This window comes from Nonomuraea sp. NPDC052116 (assembly GCF_040680035.1).
GTDB lineage: Bacteria > Actinomycetota > Actinomycetes > Streptosporangiales > Streptosporangiaceae > Nonomuraea > Nonomuraea angiospora_A.
This window is the reverse complement of sequence record NZ_JBFAWA010000001.1, coordinates 130,357-150,676: the sequence shown is the minus strand read 5'-3', so window position 1 is coordinate 150,676 and position 20,320 is coordinate 130,357. Positions and strand designations below refer to the sequence as shown.

Sequence of the window (20,320 nt, the reverse complement as noted above, 5' to 3'; positions counted from 1 at the left end):
GACGAACGCCGCTCACGCATGGTGTTCAGGAGGGCGGCAGCTCGCCCGAGCCTCTGGCCACCAGCTCGACCGGGACCTTGACGCGGCGGGGCGACGGCGACGGGTTCAGCAGGAGGTCCACCGCGCTGCGGGCCAGGCGGGCCGTGTCGTAGCGGACCACCGTCACCCCGGGGTTGAACACGTCGGCCAGGGCGAAGTCGTCGAAGCTCACGTACGCGGGCCGCTCCGGACGTTCCCGCAGCGCCTGCAGGATGCCGATCGCGGCGCGGTTGTTGGTGGCGAAGAAGGCCGTCGGCGGGTCGGGCAGGTCCAGGAGGCGGCTCACCTCGTGGGAGACCCGCCACGGGTCGAAGAGCCCGCGGACCGTCAGCGCGTCGTCGGCCGTCAGCCCGGCCGCGCGCAGGGCCGCGCGGTAGCCGGTCGCGCGGTCGTGCACCGAGCTGATGCCCTCGTCGTCCGAGACCAGCGCGATCCGGCGGTGGCCGCGGGCCAGCAGGTGCTCGGTCGCGGCCCGGCCGCCCCGCACGTCGTCCAGCAGCACCACGTCCGCCGACTCCAGGCCCGGGGGCACGCGGTCCACGAACACCGTGGTGAGCGAGGCGTGCTCGGCCAGCCACGAGTGATCGGCCGCCGAGGGGACGACGATCAGGGCGTCCACGCCCCGGGCGTACATGGACTCGATGAGCATGCGCTCCTTGTCGGCGCTCTCCTCGTACGAGCCGAACACCACCAGCGCCTCGTACCGGGCCGCGGCGGACTCCACGGCGGCGGCCAGGCGGGAGTAGAACTCGTTGGAGATGTTCTCCATCACCAGCCCGAGCGTCAGCATGGTCGCGCCCCTGGCCAGGCGGGCGGCGGCCTCGTTGCGGCGGTAGCCGAGCGCGCTGATGGCCGCCTGCACGCGCTCCTGCAGCGAGGCCCGGACGTGCGGCTCCTGGTTGACCACGCGGGAGACGGTCTTGAGGCTCACGCCCGCGTGGCGGGCCACGTCGGCCATGGTCGGCTTGCGAGTGGTTTCACCCCGGGAGGCCGCCCGGTCACCCAGATCCCTGGCTGTCATAGTCTGCCCCCATGGATGACGAATGGATCTGTGGCCGGTTGGGCGAGGACGAGCCCTGGGCGCTGGGCGCGGTCAACCCGCCGGTGTTCGAGAACTCGCTGTTCACGTTCGGGAGCGCGCAGGAGCTCGGCGAGGCGATCAGGAACGAGGACGAGAGGTACGTCTACTGGCGGGGGACCAACCCGACGGTCGACCTCGCTCAGCGTAAGCTCGCCGCGCTCGAGCGGGGAGAGCGTGCCAAGTGTTTCGGGTCGGGAATGGGGGCCATCTCGGCGACCATCTCCTCGCTCGTCAAGGCCGGGGACCACGTGCTGGTGCTGGGCGCAGTGTACGGGCCGACCACCCAGTTCCTGCGCTACCTGGAGAAGTTCGGGGTCACGCATACGCACGTGAACGACCTCGCGGAGTGTGACAGCGCTATCAGGGCGAGCACCCGTCTACTCTACTTCGAGTCCCCGTCCTACATGGCCTACGCCGTGGTCGACATCGCCGAAGTCACCGCGTGGGCGCGGGATCGCGGGCTGGTGAGCGTGATGGACAACACCTGGTCCACGCCGATCTTCCAGAAGCCGCTGACCATGGGCGTCGATCTCGTCGTGCACTCGCTGTCGAAGTACATCGGCGGGCACAGCGACCTCGTGGGCGGCGTCGTGGTGGGCCCGTCCCGGCTGATCAGGCCGCTGGCGCTGACCGAGTACCAGCTGTACGGGGCCGCCATGTCGCCGCACGACGCGGCCAAGGTGATCAAGGGGCTGCGCACGCTGCCCGTGCGGATGGCCGCGCACCAGGAGCGGGGGCTGGCCGTGGCCGAGTTCCTGACGGGGCATCCGGCCGTGCGGGCGGTGAACCACCCCGGGCTGCCGTCCCATCCGGGGCACGACCTCGCGAAGCGGCAGATGTCGGGGTTCTCCAGCCTGTTCAGCCTGGTGCTGGACACGGAATCGCGCCAGGAGGTCGGACTCTTCCTCGACAAGTTGCGACATTTCAGGATTGGGGTGTCTTGGGGTGGTTTTGAGAGCTTGGTGAACGCGCCCGCCCTGTCCACCGAGGAGAGCGTGCGGGCCACGATGGGCATCCCCGTCGGCCTCGTGCGGCTCTCGGTCGGCCTGGAGCCCGCGGACACGTTGATCAAGGATCTCGGTCTAGCGCTGGAGGGGGTCGGTCGCCTAGCGTGACTGACAGCGCGTGACTGACAGCGCTGTCTGAAGCTGGAGGCTCAGCATGAGAACCCCCCTCCTGGCGGCCGCGGTCGCCGCCACGCTCTTGCTCGCGGGCTGCGGCTCCGGCTCGTCGTCCCCCGGCGAGGTGCGGCTCCGCATGATCGAGAGCCTGACCAGTCCCGAACGCACGAAGCTCATCAAAACGCTGCTTAAGGACTTCGAGACGGCCAACCCGGGCATCAAGGTGGAGCTGATCTCGCCGCCGCTCGACAGCGCCGACCAGAAGATCACCCAGATCCTGCAGACGAAGAAGGACCTGGACGTGCTGGAAGTACGCGACCACACGGCCAAGTCCTTCTCCAACAACGGCTGGCTGGCCGAGCTGCCCACCACGGAGTGGCCCGGCTGGTCGGACCTGACCGAGCTGGCCCAGAAGAAGGCCGTCGAGGTCGGCGGCAAGGCGTATCTGATCCCGTACGGCTTCTACGAGCGCACGATCTTCTACCGTACGGACCGGGGCATGACGCAGCCGCCGGCCACCTGGCAGGAGCTCTACGAGGCCGGCAAGAAGATGACCTCGGGCGACCGGTTCGGTTACTCGTTCCGGGGCGGCAAGGGCGGGGCCGACTACGCGGTCATGATGGTCAGCGCGTACAACGGCGAAGCCCTGAATCCCGAAAAATCGTTCTATCTCAAGGACAAGCGGACGATCTTCTCCACCCCCGAGGCCGCCCAGGCCATGGACCTCTACGTGAAGATCTTCAAGGAGGCGTCGCCGCCCGACTCCGTCTCCTGGGGCTACCCCGAGATGGTCCAGGGGTTCACCTCGGGCGTCACCGGCATGCTCATCCAGGACCCCGAAGTGATCAAGACGGTCCAGGAGAGCGGCATGTCGGCCTGGTCGACGGCCCCCATCCCCAAGGGCCCGTCCGGATACGCCTTCCAGCCCGTCGGCTACGCCGGATGGGGCGCCACCTCCTTCACCACGCACCCGAAGGAGGCGGTCAAGCTGGTCCAGTTCCTGTCGGAGGCCAAGCAGAGCATCGCCTTCGCCAAGGGCAACTCGCTCATCCCGATCTCCAAGCAGGCCCAGAGCGACCCGCAGTTCTCGCAGGGCGCGTGGAAGGCGTACCTGCAGGCCCAGCAGGACCCCAAGCAGGTGATCACGATCAGGCCCGTCGACTACCCGGGCTGGAGCCAGTTCCTCGTCGACTCCGACCGTGACGTCCAGGCCCTGATCACCGGCAAGAAGACCACGGCCGAGGTGCTCAAGTCGTGGGACGCCTTCTGGACGGACCAGGCCAAGAAGGTCTCATGAGGCTCTTCACCGCCCGCCGGGCCAGGTTCATCGCTCTGTGCCTGCTGCCCGGCGTGGTCTTCGTGGCCGTGTTCACGTACTACCCGATGATCCGCGGCACGGTCATCGCCTTCCAGCGCTACAACCTGTTCGACATCACCTCGACGCCCTTCGTCGGCCTGGAGAACTTCCGGGCCGTCCTGGCCGAGGACCGGTTCTGGACGGCGCTGCGGAACACCGGCACGTGGGTGGTCGTCTCGCTGTTCTTCCAGTTCTTCCTCGGCTTCGGGCTGGCGCTGCTGCTGCGCCGGCACTTCCGCGGGCGGGGCCTCTACCAGGCGTGGGTGTTCTTCCCCTGGGCCATGTCGGGGTTCCTGATCGGGCTGCTGTGGCGGTGGATGTTCAACGGGCAGTTCGGCGTGATCAACGACCTGCTGCTCAGGACCGGCCTCATCGACCAGCGCATCGGCTTCCTGGCCACCCCCGGGTGGGCGATGACGTCGGTGATCGTGGCCAACATCTGGTACGGCGTCACGTTCTTCGCCATCATGATCATGGCCGCCCTGCAGTCGGTGCCGAAGGAGCTGTACGAGGCGGCGGCCGTGGACGGCGCGTCGCGGCTGCGGCAGTTCTGGCACGTGACGCTGCCGCACATCCGGCCCACGCTCGCCCTCATCGTGCTGCTGCGGATCATCTGGATCCTCAACTTCCCCGACCTCATCTACTCGATGACCGGCGGCGGCCCGGCCGGCGGCACCGACATCATCACGACCTTCCTCATCCAGCAGGTCATCGGCGGCGACTACGGCCGGGCGGGCGCGGTGGGCCTGCTCATCCTGGGCCTGCTGCTGTCCTTCAGCGTCTTCTACCTGAACGCGACGAGATTCGAGAAGGCCAGATGAGACGCGTCGCCACCGCTGCCAAGGTCGTCGTGCTGGGCGCCTGGCTGCTGATCACCCTCTTCCCCCTCTACTGGATCGTCGTCACCTCGCTCAAGCCCAAGCCCGAGATCTTCTCGATGCCGCTCAGGTACTGGCCGGGCAACCTGACGTTCGAGCACTACGAGGAGCTGTTCTCGTTCGCGGACTTCGGCGCGTACCTGCTGAACAGCCTGCTCGTCTCGCTCGTCGCGGCCGGCGTGGTGACCGCGATCGGCGTGCTGGGCGGCTACACGCTCGCCCGCTTCGCCTTCCCCGGCCGGGGCGCGCTGATGCTGGCGTTCCTGGTCACGCAGATGATCCCGCTGTTCATCGCGCTCGGCCCGCTCTACCTGCTGATGTCCGACCTCGACCTGCTCAACCGGCTGGCCGGGCTGATGCTGGTGTACGTGGCCATGCTGGTGCCGTTCGCCACGATCATCATGCGCGGCTTCTACGAGCGGGTGCCGGTCGCGCTGGAGGAGGCCGCGCAGGTGGACGGCGCCTCGCGGCTGGTGGCCATGGTGCGGGTGGTCATCCCGGTCATGCTGCCGGGCATCGCGGCCACGTTCATCTTCGCGTTCGTGCAGTGCTGGAACGAGCTGTTCCTGGCGATCACGTTCATCGACAGCGAGGACGCCAAGACCATCCCGGTCGCCATGAACTCCTTCATCACCCAGTACGACATCGACTGGGGTTCCATGGCCGCGGCCACCGTGATCTCGGTGCTGCCGACCCTCGTCCTGTTCGCCGCCATCCGCCGCTACATCGTCGAAGGGCTCACCGCTGGCGCCGTTAAGGGGTGATGCATCCGATGAATTTAGGTTGACCGCCCTTGACTAAGGTCATCTTGCGTGTCATACAGGCGAAAGACCCGATGTCTCGTCTGTGAGGTCCCGCATGACACCCCCCTCTCACGACCCGACCCGCCGTGCCGTGCTCGGCGGCTTAGGCCTCGCCCTCGTCCCCGCCGCCCCGGCGCTCGCGGAAACCGAGCCCGCCGAGCCCGCCGGGGCGGCCCGGGGCTGGCAGCTCCGGCAGCGCGTGCCCTGGACCGAGTTCATGAAGGGCCAGGACCTGCTCTGGGGCAGGATGCCCAGGACCTGGTCCGAGGGCCCGTTCCTCGGCGACGGCCTGCTGGGCAGCATGGTCTACCAGGAGCCCGGCCAGAACAAGATCCGCTTCACCGTCCAGCACGGCCGCGTCCAGGACCACCGGCCCCAGTTCGGCAGCGGCTGGGGCACCTGCCGCCTGCCCGTCGGCCACGTCACCCTCGACCCGGTCGGCACGATCACGGCCGTCGACCTGCGGCTCAGCCTGTGGGACGCCGAGATCACCGGCACCGTCACCACGGACAGGGGCAAGCTGTCCTTCTCCGCGTTCATCCACGACGAAGTCCTCGTCGCCAAGGCGGAGGCCGGCGGCGAGGAGCAGGTGCGCTGGACCTTCCACCCCGAGGAGGCCGTCAGCCCCCGATCCGTCTCCGAGGCCCCGCCCAGCGGCTACACGCCCAACCCGCCCTGGACCACCGCGACCGCGGGCGACGTCGAGCAGGTGCTCCAGCCGCTCACCGGGGGCGGCCAGACCGCCACCGCCTACCGCGTCAAGGACGGGACGCTCCTGGCCACCGTGGGCCACAGCTTCCCGTCCGCGACCGAGGCCCAGGAGAGCGCGCTCGCCAGGATCCGGAACGCGCCGCCGTACGGGATCACGCGGAAGCGGCACCGTGACTGGTGGCACGACTTCTACGGCAAGAGCTTCGTCTCCCTGCCCGACCAGCGGCTGCAGAGCTTCTACTGGATCCAGCTCTACAAGGTCGCCTCCGCCGGCCGGACGGGCGGCCCCGTCATGGCCACCACCGGCCCCTGGCTGGAGTCCACCCCGTGGCCGGCGGTGTGGTGGAACCTCAACGTGCAGCTCGAGTACTGGCTCATCCACGGCTCCAACCACCTGGAGCTCGACTCGCTCACCAGCACGCTCGACCGCAACCGCGACCAGCTCGTCGCCAACGTGCCGGCCGCCTACCGCGCCGACTCGGCCGGGCTGGGACGCAGCTCCGACATGTTCTGCAACCGGAGCGTCGGCACGCCCGGCACGGGCGCCGAGGTGGGCGACCTCACGTGGGCGCTGCACAACGTGTGGCTGACCTATCGGCACACCATGGACGACAGGCTGCTGCGTGATACGGTCTTCCCGCTGCTGCGGCGCGCGATCAACTACTACCTGCACTTCCTGGCCGCCGGCGCGGACGGCAAGCTGCACCTGCCCAGCACGCTCTCACCGGAATACCCGGTCACCCCGCCCCAGGACACCAACTACGACCTGGCGCTGATCCGGTGGGGCTGCCGGACGCTGATCGAGTCGGCCGAGCGGCTCGGGATCGACGACCCGCTCGCGGCGAAGTGGCGGGAGGTGCTGGACACGCTCGTGGACTACCCGGCCGACGCCGACGGCTTCATGATCGGCGCGAGCACGCCGTACGCGCAGTCGCACCGCCACTACTCCCACCTCCTCATGATCTACCCCCTCTACCTGGTCAACTGGGACCAGCCGGAGCAGCGCGAGCTGATCGAGAAGTCGGTCGCCCACTGGCAGTCGCTGACGGGCGCGCACCGCGGCTACAGCTACACCGGCGCGGCCTCGCTCTACGCCATGATGGGCCGGGGCGACACCGCGCTGTCGTATCTGGACCGGTTCTTCGACCCGGCCGCCCGCTACCCGTGCACGGCCAACACCCACTACGCCGAGGCCGGGCCGGTCATCGAGACGCCGCTGTCGGCCGCCCAGTCTCTCCACGACATGCTCTGCCAGAGCTGGGGCGGGATCGTCCGCGTCTTCCCGGCCGTGCCCGCCTCGTGGGCGGACGTCGCGATCCACGACTTCCGGACGCAGGGCGCGTTCCTGGTCTCGGCCGTGCGCAAGGGCGGCCGCACCTCGTTCATCCGCGTCAGGAGCGTGGCGGGGGCGCCGCTCAGGCTCAGGCACGGGCTCGACGGGCCGGTCACCGCCGTGCTGTCCGACGGCCGTCCCGCTCGGGTGAAGGACCTGGGGGAGGGCGTCGTGGAGATCGCCCTGGGCAAGGGGAGCGAGGTGCTCGTCCACACGGGCGCGCGGCCCGACCCGGTCATCGGACCTGTGCCGGTCAGCAAGCCGGGGGACGCCTGGGGGCTGCCGCCGATCCCGCCTCCCGGGCCCACCACGCCGGTGGACCTGTCGGCGTACTTCGGCAACGACGGCGTCTCCACGCATGAGGCGATGACGGACGGCGACTTCGACGGGTCCGGCTACACCTATCCGGCCGAGGAGCTGCCGCCCGCCGGGCCGCTCGTCCACGAGGGCCTGAGCTTCGTCTTCCCCGCGTACGGGGACGGGGCCGGGAACAACGTCGCCGGCCAGGGACAGACGATCGCCGTGCCGTCCGGGAGGTACGCCAAGGTCCGGCTGCTGGGCGCGGCCAGCTCCGGGGCCGTCACCTCCACGCTGACCGCCGCGTACGCCGACGGGACCACCGCCCAGGTGCCGTTCGTCCTGCCCGACTGGGGCGGCCAGCCCGGGGCGGGGGCCTCCGAGGTGCTCCGCTGCACCCACCGTCACGGCCGCACGGGCGCCAACTCGCTGCGGGTCGGGTTGTTCGAGGTGCAGGCGGCGCTCGACCCGGCCAGAGAGCTGCGCTCGCTGACCCTGCCCGCGCTCACCCGGCCCCAGCTCCACCTGTTCGCGCTCTCCGTGGAAGCGCCCCGATGAAACGAGCGATCAACCGCTCGTCGCACGTAACAGACCTTTCACCGCAAGCCATCTCCAACTAATCGCCGGACCCCAGCGACTCGTCGAACAACGTCACCAGGGGCCTCCACGACGGGTAGGTTGCGCTCTTACGTTGGGCGTGATCCGCATCACAGTGGAGGTCTCGTGACTACTAAAGAACATGACGCATCGGTCTACGAGGAAGTTCAGGAGAGCAGTGAGTTCCAGGACCTGAAACGGCGATTCCGCGCCTGGACGTTCCCGATGACCGTGGCGTTCCTCGCGTGGTACCTGCTCTACGTGGTGCTGTCCGGATGGGCGCGCGGCTTCATGGGGATCAAGCTGCTCGGTGAGATCAACGTCGGCCTCGTCTTCGGTTTGCTCCAGTTCGTCTCCACGTTCCTCATCGCGTGGGCGTACGCCAGGCACGCCGAGAAGAAGCTCGACCCGATCGCTGACAAGCTCCGCCACGAGGTTGAGGAGAAGACCAAGTGAGCTCCCACACCCTGGGGATGATCCTCTTCCTCACCTTCGTCGCCGCCACGCTGGGGATCACGTTCTGGGCGAGCCGGCAGACCAAGACGGCCGCCGACTACTACGCCGGCGGGCGGTCGTTCACCGGCGTGCAGAACGGGCTGGCCATCGGCGGCGACTACATGTCCGCCGCCTCCTTCCTCGGCATCGCCGGCATCATCGCGCTGTCGGGCTACGACGGGTTCCTGTACTCGATCGGGTTCCTGGTGGCGTGGCTGGTCGCGCTGCTGCTGGTCGCCGAGCTGATGCGGAACTCGGGCAAGTTCACCATGGCCGACGTGCTGGCCTTCCGGATGAGCCCGCGTCCCGTGCGCACGGCGGCGGGCGTGTCCACCATCGTGGTCAGCATCTTCTACCTGCTGGCCCAGATGGTCGGCGCGGGCGCGCTGGTCGGCCTGCTGCTCGGCATCACCTCCCCGGCGGGCAAGGCGTGGACCATCGTCGGCGTGGGCGCGCTGATGATCGTCTACGTGGTCTTCGGCGGCATGAAGGGCACCACCTGGGTGCAGATCGTCAAGGCCGTGCTGCTGATGAGCGGCGCGGCGCTGGTGACGGTGCTGGTGCTGGGCAAGTTCGGCTTCAACCTGTCGGCCCTGCTCGGCCAGGCCGCCACCACCAGCGGCCCCAAGGCGAACCCGGGCAACTTCCTGATCCCCGGGCTGAAGTACGGCACCGAGGCCCAGGGGCTGGCCGGCAAGATCGACCTCATCAGCCTGGGCCTGGCGCTGGTGCTCGGCACCGCGGGCCTGCCGCACATCCTCATCCGCTTCTACACCGTCCCCACCGCCAAGGACGCCCGCAAGTCGGTCCTGTGGGGCATCGGCATCATCGGCGTGTTCTACCTGCTGACCCTCGTCCTCGGCTTCGGCGCCGCGGCCCTGGTCGGCAAGACCGCGATCGTCGCCGGTGACGCGGCGGGCAACACGGCCGCGCCGATGCTGGCCGAACGCATCGGCCAGGAGATCTTCGGCTCGGTCGGCGGCACGATCCTGCTGGCGCTCATCGGCGCCGTCGCCTTCGCCACGATCCTCGCCGTCGTCGCGGGCCTCACGCTGGCCTCCTCCTCCAGCTTCTCGCACGACCTGTACGCGCACGTCTTCAAGCGCGGCCAGGCCAGCGAGCGCCAGGAGGTCGTGGTGGCGCGCATCTCCGCCCTGGTCATCGGCGCCATCGCGATCGGCCTGGGCATCCTGGCCCAGGGCCAGAACGTGGCCTTCCTGGTCGCCCTGGCCTTCGCGGTCGCGGCCTCGGCCAACCTGCCCGCGATCCTCTACAGCCTGTTCTGGAAGCGGTTCAACACGACGGGCGCGGTCTCGGCCATCTACGGCGGCCTGATCTCGGCCCTGATCCTGGTCATCTTCTCGCCGGTGGTCTCCGCGCCGGCGCCCCCGGCCGGCGTCAAGCCGACCGCGCTGATCGTCGGCGTGGACTTCCACTGGTTCCCGCTGAGCAACCCCGGCATCCTGTCGATCCCGATCGGCTTCCTGTGCGGGTGGCTCGGCACGATCCTCAGCAAGGAGTACAACGCGGCGAAGTACGCCGAGATGGAGGTCCGCTCCCTCACCGGCGTCGGCGCGGAGAAGGCGACCCAGCACTGACGTTCCCCCCGAAGGCGCCTCACCCCTCCCCTCCGAAGGCGCCTGCACCCGAGGGCCCGGCCTCCCAGGAGGCCGGGCCCTTCGCCGTGCCGCCTCAGGCGGGCACCCGGCGCCCGACCAGGTACAGCAGGGCGCCCACCAGCAGCGACGCCAGCGCGATCCCGCCGACCAGCCAGAACCACATCCCGTACGCGATCTCGGCGCCGAACAGCGTGACCTTGCCCGCGTCGTTGGAGATCAGCGGCGTCCACGACCCGGAGAGCGTGGCCACCACGCCCACGAGCGAGGCCAGCGCCCCCACGACGGAGGCCACCCAGAACACCGCGGGGGAGGCCAGCCGCCGCGCCTCGAACTGCTCGCGGTAGCGCCGCAGGATGATCAGCACGTCCACGAACAGCACCACGATCGACAGGCACCAGATCACGGTGACCGCGGCCTGCAGGACGTTGTAGACCTCGGTCTGCGCGTCGGCGGGTCTGGCCGAGGCGAAGGGCACCACCACGAACGCCGCCACCGTGAAGACCCCGGCCAGCACGGTCTGGATCCAGACCGCCACGTCCGGCACCTTCTGCGCGTTGACGTGGCTGACCGCCTTCGGCAGCCGCCGGTCCAGCCCGGACACGAAGATCAGCCGGGCGAAGGAGTAGTTGTAGACGACGGTGATGATGAAGAACATGGCCGCCAGCACGAGCGCGACCAGCTTGCCCGCCCAGTCGCCCAGCCCGATCCCCACGGCCTCGGCCACGGCGGTGATGTTCGCCGCCTCCCCGGCGGGCACCGACACCATCACGCCCCAGGTGGCGACCAGATAGGCGACCATGACGGCCAGCGACCCCCACAGCAGGTACCGGGTCACGGCCCGCTCCTGCCTGATCTCCACCCCCATGTTCAGCGGCACCTCGACGCCCAGCAGCGCCAGCACGGCCAGGCCGAAGAAGCTCCAGCTCGCGAAGTTGAGTCCGTGCTCGGCCGACGGGCTCCAGGCCGCGAAGTCCCACGGGTTCGTGGCCGCCGGGTGCCCCTGGGCCAGGTGCGCGATCCCGGCCGCGAACATCAGCAGGATCGCCAGCCCGTACGCCAGGAAGACGACGTTCACCACGTTCTGCGTCAGCCGGAAGCGCAGGACCGCCAGCACGGCCGCGAGCAGCAGGATCACCACGATCAGCCCGCCCTGGGCCGCCACGGACAGCTCCCCGAGCGCGGGGAAGACGTAGCCGAGGAACGAGATCGTCAGCGTCCCGGTCGCCACCATCACCAGCACGCCCGGCCACCAGGCGCAGAACCCGGCGAAAAACCCCCAGAACGGCCCGAACGCCTTGGTCGTCCAGAGGTAGATGGAGCCTTCGCCGGGGAACATGGCGCCGAGCTGGCCCGTGACGATCGCGCACGGGACGAGGAACAGCGCGAACGCGATGATCCACCACCCGAACGCGGCCGGGCCCGCGGACTGGATGACGGCGGCGTTCGTGATGAACAGGACGATCGATACGAAGATCGCCACCATGTCGAAGGTGGTCAGCACCCGCGGCAGGATCCCGCCGGCCACCCGCTCGGACAGCAGCTCGTTCTCGGACATGGGCGACCTCCTACCTGCAAAGATCCGCCGGGCCACGGCCGTCGTCAAGCACGTGCGCCTGATGGGTGGTTACATCGCGAATATCTTTACATCAATTGTAACTTTACTCGAAGTGGTGTTATCTGGAGGTCGTGACAACGACTCACCAGATGCCCTTACTCGCTCGCGTGGCGCCCGCGATCGGGCTGTTCTTCCTGGCGCCGCTGACCGCCGAGTTCCTGATGGGGAACATGGCGATCACCAATGTCGGGGTGGTGGTCGGCACCGTTCCCCTCTACGGGACCGGCGCCCTGCTCATCCGCGAGGCGGTCCGGCGGACCGGGCGCGGCTGGCCGGCCATGCTGGCGTTCGGGCTGGCGTACGGGATGTTCGAGGAGGCGTTCTTCACCCAGACGCTGTGGAACCAGAACTGGTACGGCGTGCGCATCCTCGACTACGGCTACGTTCCCGCGCTGGGGACCGGGGTCCCCTGGCTGCTGTTCATGGTCGGCGTGCACACGATCTGGAGCATCAGCGTCCCGATCGCGGTCATGGAGACGCTGGCCGGTCCGCGCCGCACCGAGCCATGGCTGAAGAAGCGCGGCTTCTGGGCCGTGGCCGTGTTCTTCGCGATCTACTTCGGCCTCGGAGCCTTCGCCACGGGCGCGCTCGGCGGCTGGTTCGCCACCCCGATCCAGTACGCCGGCGCCGGGGTGCTGGTCGTCGCGCCCATCGTGCTCGGCCTGCGCCTGCGCCGCACCGCCCCCTCCGTCGCGGGGCGGGCGCCGAGCCCGTGGGTGGTGTTCGCGTTCGCCCTGGCGGCCGGCGCGTTCTTCGTGCTCCTGTACGCGTGCGACCCCACCGGCCTGTCGCCCTGGCTGGCCGGGCTGCCGGTCCCGGCGTGGCTGAGCGTGCTGCTCTATCTGGCGTTGTTCGCCGGGGTCGGCGTCCTGGTGAGACGCTGGTCGCACGGGTCCGGCTGGTCGGACGCGCACCGGCTGGCGCTCGCGGCGGGGGCCATGCTCACGTACGCGTGGCACTCGTTCCCGTGGAAGGTGATCGTGCCCGCGAGCCCGGCGGCCGACCTGACCAGCAACGCGATCATGACGGTCGCCGCGGTCGTCCTGCTGGTGTTCGCGGCCCGGCGGGTCGCCGCCTGAGCAGCCGGAGCGCCAGCAGGGTCAGCCAGGCCCAGCCGATGGTGACCGCCACGCGCTGGAAGAGCCCGCCGTGGGCGACCAGCGCCGGGTTCTGGCTGAAGGCGATCGTGGCCAGCGCCATCGCCACCGTGAACCCGGCCCCGCTGGCGGCCGAGTACGCCGCCCACCCGAGCTTCCGGTCCCGCGCGAACCCGACCGCGAAGACCAGGCAGGCCGCGATCAGCGCTGCGAATCCCGCCAGCGAGAAGTAGTCGTGCAGCGCCGCGTGCGTGCTGCCGTGCTCGGGCAGCAGGTCGGGAGTGCCCTGCGGGTAGCCGCTCACCGGGTCGGTGGTGAACACCCCGGCGCCGATCAGGCCGGCGCCCCAGACCCCCACCAGGGCCGGGCCCCAGACCTTGTGGAGCGCCCGCCGCAGCCCGGCGGCGAAGGCCAGCGTCAGGAGGCCGGCCACGACGAAGTTGACCGCCTGCACCCAGCCGCCCGGCCCGAGCGCGAGCGAGCTGACCGGGTGGCGCAGCGGGTCGTAGTGGGCGCGGAGGGCGCCCTCGACGAGGAACGCGACGACGAACAGCGGCCCGGCGACCACCCCGCACAGCAGCAGCCGCCTGGGCGTCGGGTCGCCGGGCCCCGCGATGGGGGCGGGGCCCGCAGGTGTGAGAGTTCGCATGCTTGTCAAGCTAGACTGACAGGCGGGTCGCTGTCAATCCAGCCTGACAAGGAGAACTCATGCGAAGAAACCGACCACGCGGCTGATGCGGTCGCCCGCGAACTCCACGACGTCGTAGCCGGTCGCCACCGGCGTCTCCGAGCCCGGCGCGCCGAGCCGCCAGGTGAACAGCGCCGTGTCGTGATGGGCGCCGACCAGCGTGCCGAGGGTGAACACCAGGTCGCCGAATTTCTCCTGGGCCCGGCCGATCGCCTCGGACAGCTCCGCGTGCCCGCGCAGCCCGGCGTAGTCGGGGTCGGAGTAGACGGAGTCGTCGGTGAGCACGGTCTTGATCAGGAGGTCCCGGGCGGCGGCGTCGCGCTCGTTCCAGACGTCCAGGTACCTGCCGATGAGGTCGTCGATCATGACGTGATTCCTTCCGTGGTTCGGTTCGGTTCGAGTGCCAGGGCGGCGAGGCCGCCCAGGGCGGTGGCGGCCGCGGCGGCCCAACCGGCCGCGTGCAGCCCGCCCAGCAGGTCGGAGGAGGAGGCGGTGGCGACGGCGACGAAGACGGCCAGCCCCATCGCGCCGCCGACCTCCTTGGCCGTGCTGGCCAGGCCCGACGCGACGCCCTGCGCCTCCGGTGCCACCCCGGCGCCGGCCGCCGCGAACAGGGCGACGAAGGCCACGCCGCCGAAGAATCCCCAGACGAGGCTGCCCGGCATCAGCGTCCAGAAGCCGCCGCCCGCGGGCATGCCCGCGGTCAGCAGGGCGATCCCGGCTGCGGCGCCGAGCATCCCGGCGCTGAGCGTCGTACGGATCCCCCACCTGCCGAGCATCACCGGGGCGGCCTTCAGCGCGGCGGCCATGCAGACGAGGGTGAGCGGCAGGAACGTCAGCCCCGCCTCCAGGGCGCTGTAGCCGAGGACCGGCTGCAGGTACGTGGTGAGCACGTAGTAGGCGCCGCCCAGCGTGCCCTGGAACACCGCGATCACCACCATCGTGGTGGCCGGGCCGCGCCGCCGGACCAGCCGCAGCGGGATCAGCGGATCCCGGCCACGCGCCTCGACCAGGACCAGCAGCCCCAGCAGCGCCAGGCCCGCGACCAGCGACCCGGCGCCGCGCAGCGACCCCCATCCGGCCTCCGGCCCGCTCGCCAGGCCGAACACCACCAGCGTCGACCCCGCCGTCGCCAGCAGCGCGCCCGGCACGTCGAACCCGCGCAGTCCGGACGCGGGACGGCCGTCGGAGGGGAGCAGCCGGGGCGCGGCGAGGACGGCGCCGACGGCCAGGGGGACGTTCACGAAGAACACCCACTCCCAGCCCAGGGCGCTGGTGAGCACGCCGCCCAGCAGCGACCCGGCGGCCAGCCCGGCGCTGCCGGCCATGCCCCAGGCGCCCAGCGCCCGGTTGCGCGCGGGCCCCTCCGCGAACCCCCGGTAGATCAGCGCGAGCGTGGCCGGGGTGAGCAGCGCCCCGCCGACGCCCTGGACGGCGCGGGCGGCGATCAGCACGCCGGAGCCGGGGGCCAGCCCGCCGGCCAGGGAGGCCACGCCGTACAGCGCCAGTCCGAGCATGAACGTGCGCCGGGCGCCGAGCCTGTCCACGGCCCGGCCGCCGAGCAGCAGCAGCCCGCCGAGCCCGATGGCGTACGCGCTCACCACCCACTGCACGGATCGCGCGCTGAAGCCCAGCGCCGTCCCGATGTCGGGCAGCGCCACGTAAACGATGTTGTAGTCGAGAGCCACGATGAGCTGGGTGAACGCCAGCAGCGCCAGCCTGGGCCCGGAACGGCCCACGTCGGTCGGCGCACGAGAGGTGGCAAGCGTCACTCGGGAATCTCCTCTCTTTACACGGCGCGAACTTTCTACACGCCGTTCAATTCGTACACGGGGAACAGTAGCCCAACGCTGTAGACTGTCAAGCGTGGGTGATCAGACGACGATGACCAGGCGCGAGCGGCTGCGCGCGGAGACCACGGCGGAGATCAAGGAGATCGCGCTCAAGCTCATGGCGGCCGGCGGCCCCGACGCCATCTCGCTGCGCGCCATCGCCCGCGACATGGGCATGACGGCCGGTGCGATCTACAGCTACTTCGCCACTCGCGACGACCTGGTCACCACGCTCATCGCCGACCTCTACACGGCCCTGGTGGACGAGGCGGAGTCCGCCCGCGACGCCGTTCCCGCCGCCGACCCGGGCGGCCGCGTCCTGGCCTGGGCGCAGACCGTACGCGAATGGGCCCTGGCCAACCCGCAGGGCTTCCGCCTCATCTACGGCGACCCGGTCCCCGGCTATCAGCCCCCGGAGGACGGCCCGGCGAACGAGGCCGAGCACCGGGCGTGCCGGGGGCTCACGGGCCTGGTCGCGGCGGCCTGGACCGGGCCGGGCCCGGGCTCCTACACCTGGTCCGACTTCGACCCCGGCCTGGCGGCCGACATCCGGGCCACGTTCCCGGACCTGCCGCCGGACGCGGTGGCGCTCACGCTACGGGTGTGGGGCCGCATGCACGGCCTGGTCGCGCTGGAGATCTACGGCCACCTGCGCACGCTCACGCGCGATCCGGCCGCGATCTACCGCGACGAGATGATCGCCCTGATCACGTCCCTCGGCCTGACCCCACCCGCCACTCCCCACCAGCGCGGGTGAACGCAAGGTAACCATCACGTCACTGATCACCGGCCACTGTTGTCTCTTGATCACCACGCATATTTGATGGGGGCGCTGGTCACTTACCGACTTCAAGGGCGGCAAATGACAACGAACCTCCCCTCGTTCCCCGCCGTGGACGAGAACCCGCTCGACACCTGCATCCGGTTCCGGGAGATCGCTCCCGTGGTCGAGGTGGAGTTCCCAGGGGGTGTGCCCGCCTACCTGGCCCTGACCCACAAGGCCGTACGGGAGATCCTCGCCGGCGACAACAGGACCTTCCTCAGAGACCCCCGGCACTGGCCCGCCCTGCACGACGGATCGATCCCCGAGGACTGGCCGCTGCGCGCCATCGTCCAGGGCGGTCACCTGTCCACCATGGACGGCGACGACCACAGGCGCCTGCGCGGTCTGATCAGCAGCGCGTTCACACCGTCCCGGGTGCAGGCCCTGGAGCCGCGGATCCAGCAGATCATCGACGAGCTGCTCGACGAGGTGGTGGCCGCCGGCGACGGCGTCGACCTGGTGCCCGCCTTCACCGAGGCGCTGCCGATGTGGGTGATCTGCGAGTTGTTCGGCATCCCCGCCGAGGACCGGCTCCGCCTGCGGAACTGGACCTCCACGCTGCTCGCCCACACCACCCCGCCGGAGGTGGCGTTCGCGACGCAGAACGACCTCCAGGCCTTCCTGCACGAACTGGTGGAGCGCAAGCAGCGCGAGCCGGGCGACGACCTCACCTCCGGCCTGGTCCAGGCGCGCGACGAGGGCGCCAAGCTCACCACCGACGAACTGGTCGGCGTCCTGTGGATCATGCTCGTCGCCGGCCACGAGACCACCGTCCACCTGCTCGGGTACGCCATCGTGGCGCTGGCCCGGAATCCCGATCAGCTCGCGCTGGCCAAGGCGGGGGAGCGGTGGGCCGACGTGGTCGAGGAGACCGTGCGCTACCGCCACTCGGTGATGATGACCGGCTTCCGTTTCACGGCGGAGGACGTGACCGTCGCCGGGGTGCACATCCCCAAGGGCCAGGCCGTGGGCGTGGTCTACCAGGCGAGCGGCGTCGATCCGGTGGAGTACGGGGAGAGCGCGAACGCGTTCGACATCACCCGCGAGCAGACCGGGAACCTCGGCTTCGGCCACGGCCCGCGCTACTGCATCGGGGCGCCGCTGGCCCGGCTGGAGAGCCGGCTGGCGCTCGCCACGCTGTACCGGCGGCTGCCGGGGCTCAGCCTCGCGGTCGACCCCGACGACATCCCGTACTCCCCGTCGTTCTTCACGATCGGCCCGCTGTCGCTGCCGGTCAACCTCGGTGTCGCTCAGCCCTGACGTGCCGCCGGGCTGGGAGCATGGACTTCGCCTCCCTGGTCCGGCGAAAGGGATCATGTATGGTGAGCCCGGCATATCCCCCCAACGGCCTGGAGCTCGCCGTGCCGCACATGTCCCGCCGCCAGGTTCTCTCCCTGCTCCCCGCCGCCGGTCTGCTCGCCGCGGCCGGCCCCGTACGCGCCGCCGCGGGGATCGACCACGCGCGGCTGCTCGCCAACACCGTGGCGATCTTCGCCGGCACCCCGGAGGTCAACGCCCGGCCCGAGGTCGCCGGCAAGCTCGCGTCGATCACCGCGACCGCCCGGCAGCGGCTGGCCGCCATGGACCAGGCGGGCACCGGGGAGCTGTTCTCCGGGCTGAGGCTCGGCACCGACGACGCCAACCTGCGGCTGGCGTACCAGTACCTGTTCGAGATCGCGCTCGCGACCCGCACGCCGGCCGGGCAGCTCGACGGTGACACCGCCGTCCAGCGGCGGGTCCTCGACGGCCTGCAGTGGTTGCACGAGCGCTACTACGGCGACCAGCCGGCGGGCTACTACGGCAACTGGCACAACTGGGAGATCGGCATCTCCACGCACGTGAGCAGGACCCTGGCCCTGCTGGCCAACCGCGTACGGGAGGACCGGCCCGACCTGACGGCGACGTACATCGCCTCGATGGACGCCTACCTGCGCAACGGCAAGAACGGCGACGTCGACCTCGACTCGCGCTTCCACACCGGGGCGAACCTGGCCGACATCACCGCCAACCGGATCGTGCAGGGCGCGCTCACCGGCGACGACGCCCGCGTCGGCAAGGCCATCTCCGACCAGGCCACCGTCTTCGCCACGATCGACCCCTACAACCTCCAGCACGGCAACACCGACGGCTACTACCGCGACGGCTCCTTCATCCAGCACCATTCGGTCGCCTACACCGGCTCCTACGGGAAAGCCCTGCTCACCCGCGTCGTCCAGACCCTCAAGACACTGGAGGGCGCCACGAGCGGCGGCACCTCCGAGGACCTGGCCGGCGTGGTGTACCGCTGGGTCGCCGACGGCTTCGCCCCGCTGATCTTCGAGGGCTGGATGATGGAGATCGTCAAGGGGCGGGCGGCCTCGCGCACCACCACCGGCTACGCCGACGTCGGGGTGGTCGTGGAGGCCGTCGCCGACCTGGCCGACCACGTCGAGGGCGCCGAGGCCCTCGCGCTGAAGAAGTACGTCAGGTTCCTGCCGGCCGCCGACACGGCCGCCTTCGTCTCCCCGGTCAGCGTCGCCCGGTACGCGGCCATCCGCGCCGACTCCGCCATCCCGGCCGCCGACCTCAATCCGTCCGCGCGCTGCGTGGCGTTCAACTCCATGGACAGGACCGTCCACCGGCGGCCCGGCTACGCCTTCGCCTTGGCGCGCAGCTCCGAGCGGATCAGCAAATACGAGTACATGAGCGGCGAGAACCTCATGCCCTGGTTCCAGGGTGACGGCGCGTACTACCTCTACCTCGCGGGGGAGGACCAGCGCGAGGTGTTCGGCGTCGACTACTACACGGCGGTCTCGCCGTACCGGCTGGCCGGGATCACCGCGCCGGTCGAGGAGCGGCGCACGGTGCCCGAGCTGTACGGCCGGCTCTGGTACGAGAACCCGGGCCACCCGCTGAACTTCACCTCCTCCTCGGAGTCCCAGAACACCTACGTGTACTTCCCCAAGGCCGGGAACGTCTTCTCCGGCGGCGCGACGCTCGGCGCGTACGGCGCGGCGGGGATGGTCCAGTCCGACGACGCCGCCTACACCGCCAAACAGGCGGGCATCCTGCCCGACGACTTCGTCGCCTACCGCAACGCCCGCGCGACCAAGTCCTGGTTCATGCTGGACGACGAGATCGTGGTGCTGGCCGCGGGCGTCTCCGGTGAGGGCGGCCGGGCCGCGGTGACCACCGTGGACAGCCGCATCGCCGCCCCGGGCGACGCGGTCGCGCTCACCGGCGAGAGCTGGGGCGGCCGGGCCTGGCAGCCGGGCGACACCACGCCGCCGCGCTGGCTGCGCTACGCCAACGGCACCCGCGCCACCGCGATCGGGTACGCCTTCCTCACCCGGCAGACCGTCGCGGCCGGGCTGGAGACGGTGACCCGCAGCCGCAGAGTCGTGCGCACGTCCAACCCCGACACCGGCGTGACCAAGAACGTCTTCACCGCCTCGATCGCCCACCCCGCCACCGGCGACGCCCCCGCCCTCGCCTACGCCCTGGTCCCGAACGCGACCGAGGCCCGCCTGCGCCGCTACGCGGACGGCCCGCTCACCGTCCTGGCCAACGACCGGCACGTGCAGGCCGTCCGGCACAAGACGCTCGGGATCGTCGCCGCCAACGTCTTCTCCGACGGCCCCCGCCACGCCGGGCACCTGATCGTCGACGGCCCCGCCTCGGTCATCGTCAAGTCCGGCGAGCGCACGGTCGTCGCCCTGTCGGACCCCACGATGAAACGCGACCGCGTCACCGTCGTCCTGACCGGCGCGCCCCTCAGGCTGGAGGCGGCCGACGAGGGGGTGACGGTACGGCGCGTGCCGGGCGGCACCCTCGTCCAGGCGACGACCCGCCACACCCACGGCCGCACCCTCACCGCCACCCTGCGCTGACGCGCCGAGCCCGCTCCTGCATCGCGCGGATCGGACGTCGTCAGGGGCTGCCCACCGGCCCCTTA

The 20,320-nt window shown here is 70.5% G+C and carries 16 protein-coding genes; 11 read left to right on the top strand and 5 right to left on the bottom strand.

Annotated elements, in window-relative coordinates:
- Nucleotides 1-25: 25 nt before the first annotated feature.
- Entirely contained in the window at nt 26-1,060 is a 1,035-nt protein-coding gene (locus AB0L65_RS00690; RefSeq protein ID WP_364239116.1) for a LacI family DNA-binding transcriptional regulator, read from the bottom strand.
- A gap of 11 nt (nt 1,061-1,071) precedes the next feature.
- On the opposite strand from AB0L65_RS00690, the gene AB0L65_RS00685 reads away from it, so the two are divergent.
- The 7 genes from AB0L65_RS00685 to AB0L65_RS00655 all read left to right on the top strand — a co-directional run bounded on the left by AB0L65_RS00685 (nt 1,072) and on the right by AB0L65_RS00655 (nt 10,310).
- Nucleotides 1,072-2,235: a PLP-dependent aspartate aminotransferase family protein gene (locus tag AB0L65_RS00685; protein ID WP_364239113.1), complete on the top strand. Its 1,164-nt coding sequence runs from the start codon at nt 1,072-1,074 to the stop codon at nt 2,233-2,235.
- A 46-nt stretch (nt 2,236-2,281) separates the two neighbouring features.
- Entirely contained in the window at nt 2,282-3,538 is a 1,257-nt protein-coding gene (locus AB0L65_RS00680; RefSeq protein ID WP_364239112.1) for a sugar ABC transporter substrate-binding protein, read from the top strand.
- The gene (locus tag AB0L65_RS00675) at nt 3,535-4,419 is read left to right on the top strand and encodes a sugar ABC transporter permease (RefSeq protein ID WP_364239111.1); all 885 of its coding nucleotides are present in this window, start codon (nt 3,535-3,537) and stop codon (nt 4,417-4,419) included. Before AB0L65_RS00680 ends, AB0L65_RS00675 begins: the two co-directional genes overlap by 4 nt.
- Nucleotides 4,416-5,240 (top strand): carbohydrate ABC transporter permease, encoded by an 825-nt coding sequence (locus AB0L65_RS00670; protein WP_357731727.1) that lies wholly within the window; start codon nt 4,416-4,418, stop codon nt 5,238-5,240. Before AB0L65_RS00675 ends, AB0L65_RS00670 begins: the two co-directional genes overlap by 4 nt.
- A 94-nt stretch (nt 5,241-5,334) precedes the next feature.
- Nucleotides 5,335-8,178: a Tat pathway signal sequence domain protein gene (locus tag AB0L65_RS00665; protein ID WP_364239110.1), complete on the top strand. Its 2,844-nt coding sequence runs from the start codon at nt 5,335-5,337 to the stop codon at nt 8,176-8,178.
- A gap of 165 nt (nt 8,179-8,343) precedes the next feature.
- Nucleotides 8,344-8,673 (top strand): DUF485 domain-containing protein, encoded by a 330-nt coding sequence (locus AB0L65_RS00660; RefSeq protein ID WP_350722185.1) that lies wholly within the window; start codon nt 8,344-8,346, stop codon nt 8,671-8,673.
- On the top strand, nt 8,670-10,310 hold the full coding sequence (locus AB0L65_RS00655) for a cation acetate symporter (protein WP_364239109.1): 1,641 nt from the start codon (nt 8,670-8,672) through the stop codon (nt 10,308-10,310). The genes AB0L65_RS00660 and AB0L65_RS00655 overlap by 4 nt, the downstream gene beginning before the upstream one ends.
- A gap of 94 nt (nt 10,311-10,404) precedes the next feature.
- Here AB0L65_RS00655 and AB0L65_RS00650 read toward each other — a convergent pair whose 3' ends face one another.
- Nucleotides 10,405-11,886, bottom strand: coding sequence for an APC family permease (locus AB0L65_RS00650; protein ID WP_364239108.1), 1,482 nt, complete (start codon nt 11,884-11,886; stop codon nt 10,405-10,407).
- Nucleotides 11,887-12,035: 149 nt separating this feature from the next.
- Between AB0L65_RS00650 and AB0L65_RS00645 the strand changes: the two genes are divergently transcribed.
- Complete coding sequence (locus AB0L65_RS00645; protein WP_364239107.1) at nt 12,036-13,025, top strand: hypothetical protein; 990 nt, start codon at nt 12,036-12,038, stop codon at nt 13,023-13,025.
- On the opposite strand, the gene AB0L65_RS00640 is transcribed toward AB0L65_RS00645, so the two are convergent.
- The 3 genes from AB0L65_RS00640 to AB0L65_RS00630 are packed head-to-tail and all read right to left on the bottom strand — an operon-like array spanning nt 12,967 to nt 15,503.
- Complete coding sequence (locus AB0L65_RS00640; RefSeq protein ID WP_364239106.1) at nt 12,967-13,692, bottom strand: DUF998 domain-containing protein; 726 nt, start codon at nt 13,690-13,692, stop codon at nt 12,967-12,969. The two genes, AB0L65_RS00645 and AB0L65_RS00640, sit on opposite strands and share 59 nt — an antisense overlap.
- A 57-nt stretch (nt 13,693-13,749) precedes the next feature.
- Entirely contained in the window at nt 13,750-14,097 is a 348-nt protein-coding gene (locus AB0L65_RS00635) for a nuclear transport factor 2 family protein (protein WP_364239105.1), read from the bottom strand.
- Nucleotides 14,094-15,503: an MFS transporter gene (locus AB0L65_RS00630; RefSeq protein WP_364239104.1), complete on the bottom strand. Its 1,410-nt coding sequence runs from the start codon at nt 15,501-15,503 to the stop codon at nt 14,094-14,096. Before AB0L65_RS00630 ends, AB0L65_RS00635 begins: the two co-directional genes overlap by 4 nt.
- A 94-nt stretch (nt 15,504-15,597) precedes the next feature.
- On the opposite strand from AB0L65_RS00630, the gene AB0L65_RS00625 reads away from it, so the two are divergent.
- The 3 genes from AB0L65_RS00625 to AB0L65_RS00615 all read left to right on the top strand — a co-directional run bounded on the left by AB0L65_RS00625 (nt 15,598) and on the right by AB0L65_RS00615 (nt 20,255).
- Nucleotides 15,598-16,320: a TetR/AcrR family transcriptional regulator gene (locus AB0L65_RS00625; protein WP_364239103.1), complete on the top strand. Its 723-nt coding sequence runs from the start codon at nt 15,598-15,600 to the stop codon at nt 16,318-16,320.
- Nucleotides 16,321-16,425: 105 nt separating this feature from the next.
- Nucleotides 16,426-17,646, top strand: coding sequence for a cytochrome P450 (locus AB0L65_RS00620; RefSeq protein WP_364239102.1), 1,221 nt, complete (start codon nt 16,426-16,428; stop codon nt 17,644-17,646).
- A gap of 59 nt (nt 17,647-17,705) precedes the next feature.
- Nucleotides 17,706-20,255, top strand: a complete 2,550-nt coding sequence (locus AB0L65_RS00615) for a polysaccharide lyase family 8 super-sandwich domain-containing protein (RefSeq protein WP_364239101.1) — start codon at nt 17,706-17,708, stop codon at nt 20,253-20,255.
- Nucleotides 20,256-20,320: the final 65 nt, after the last annotated feature.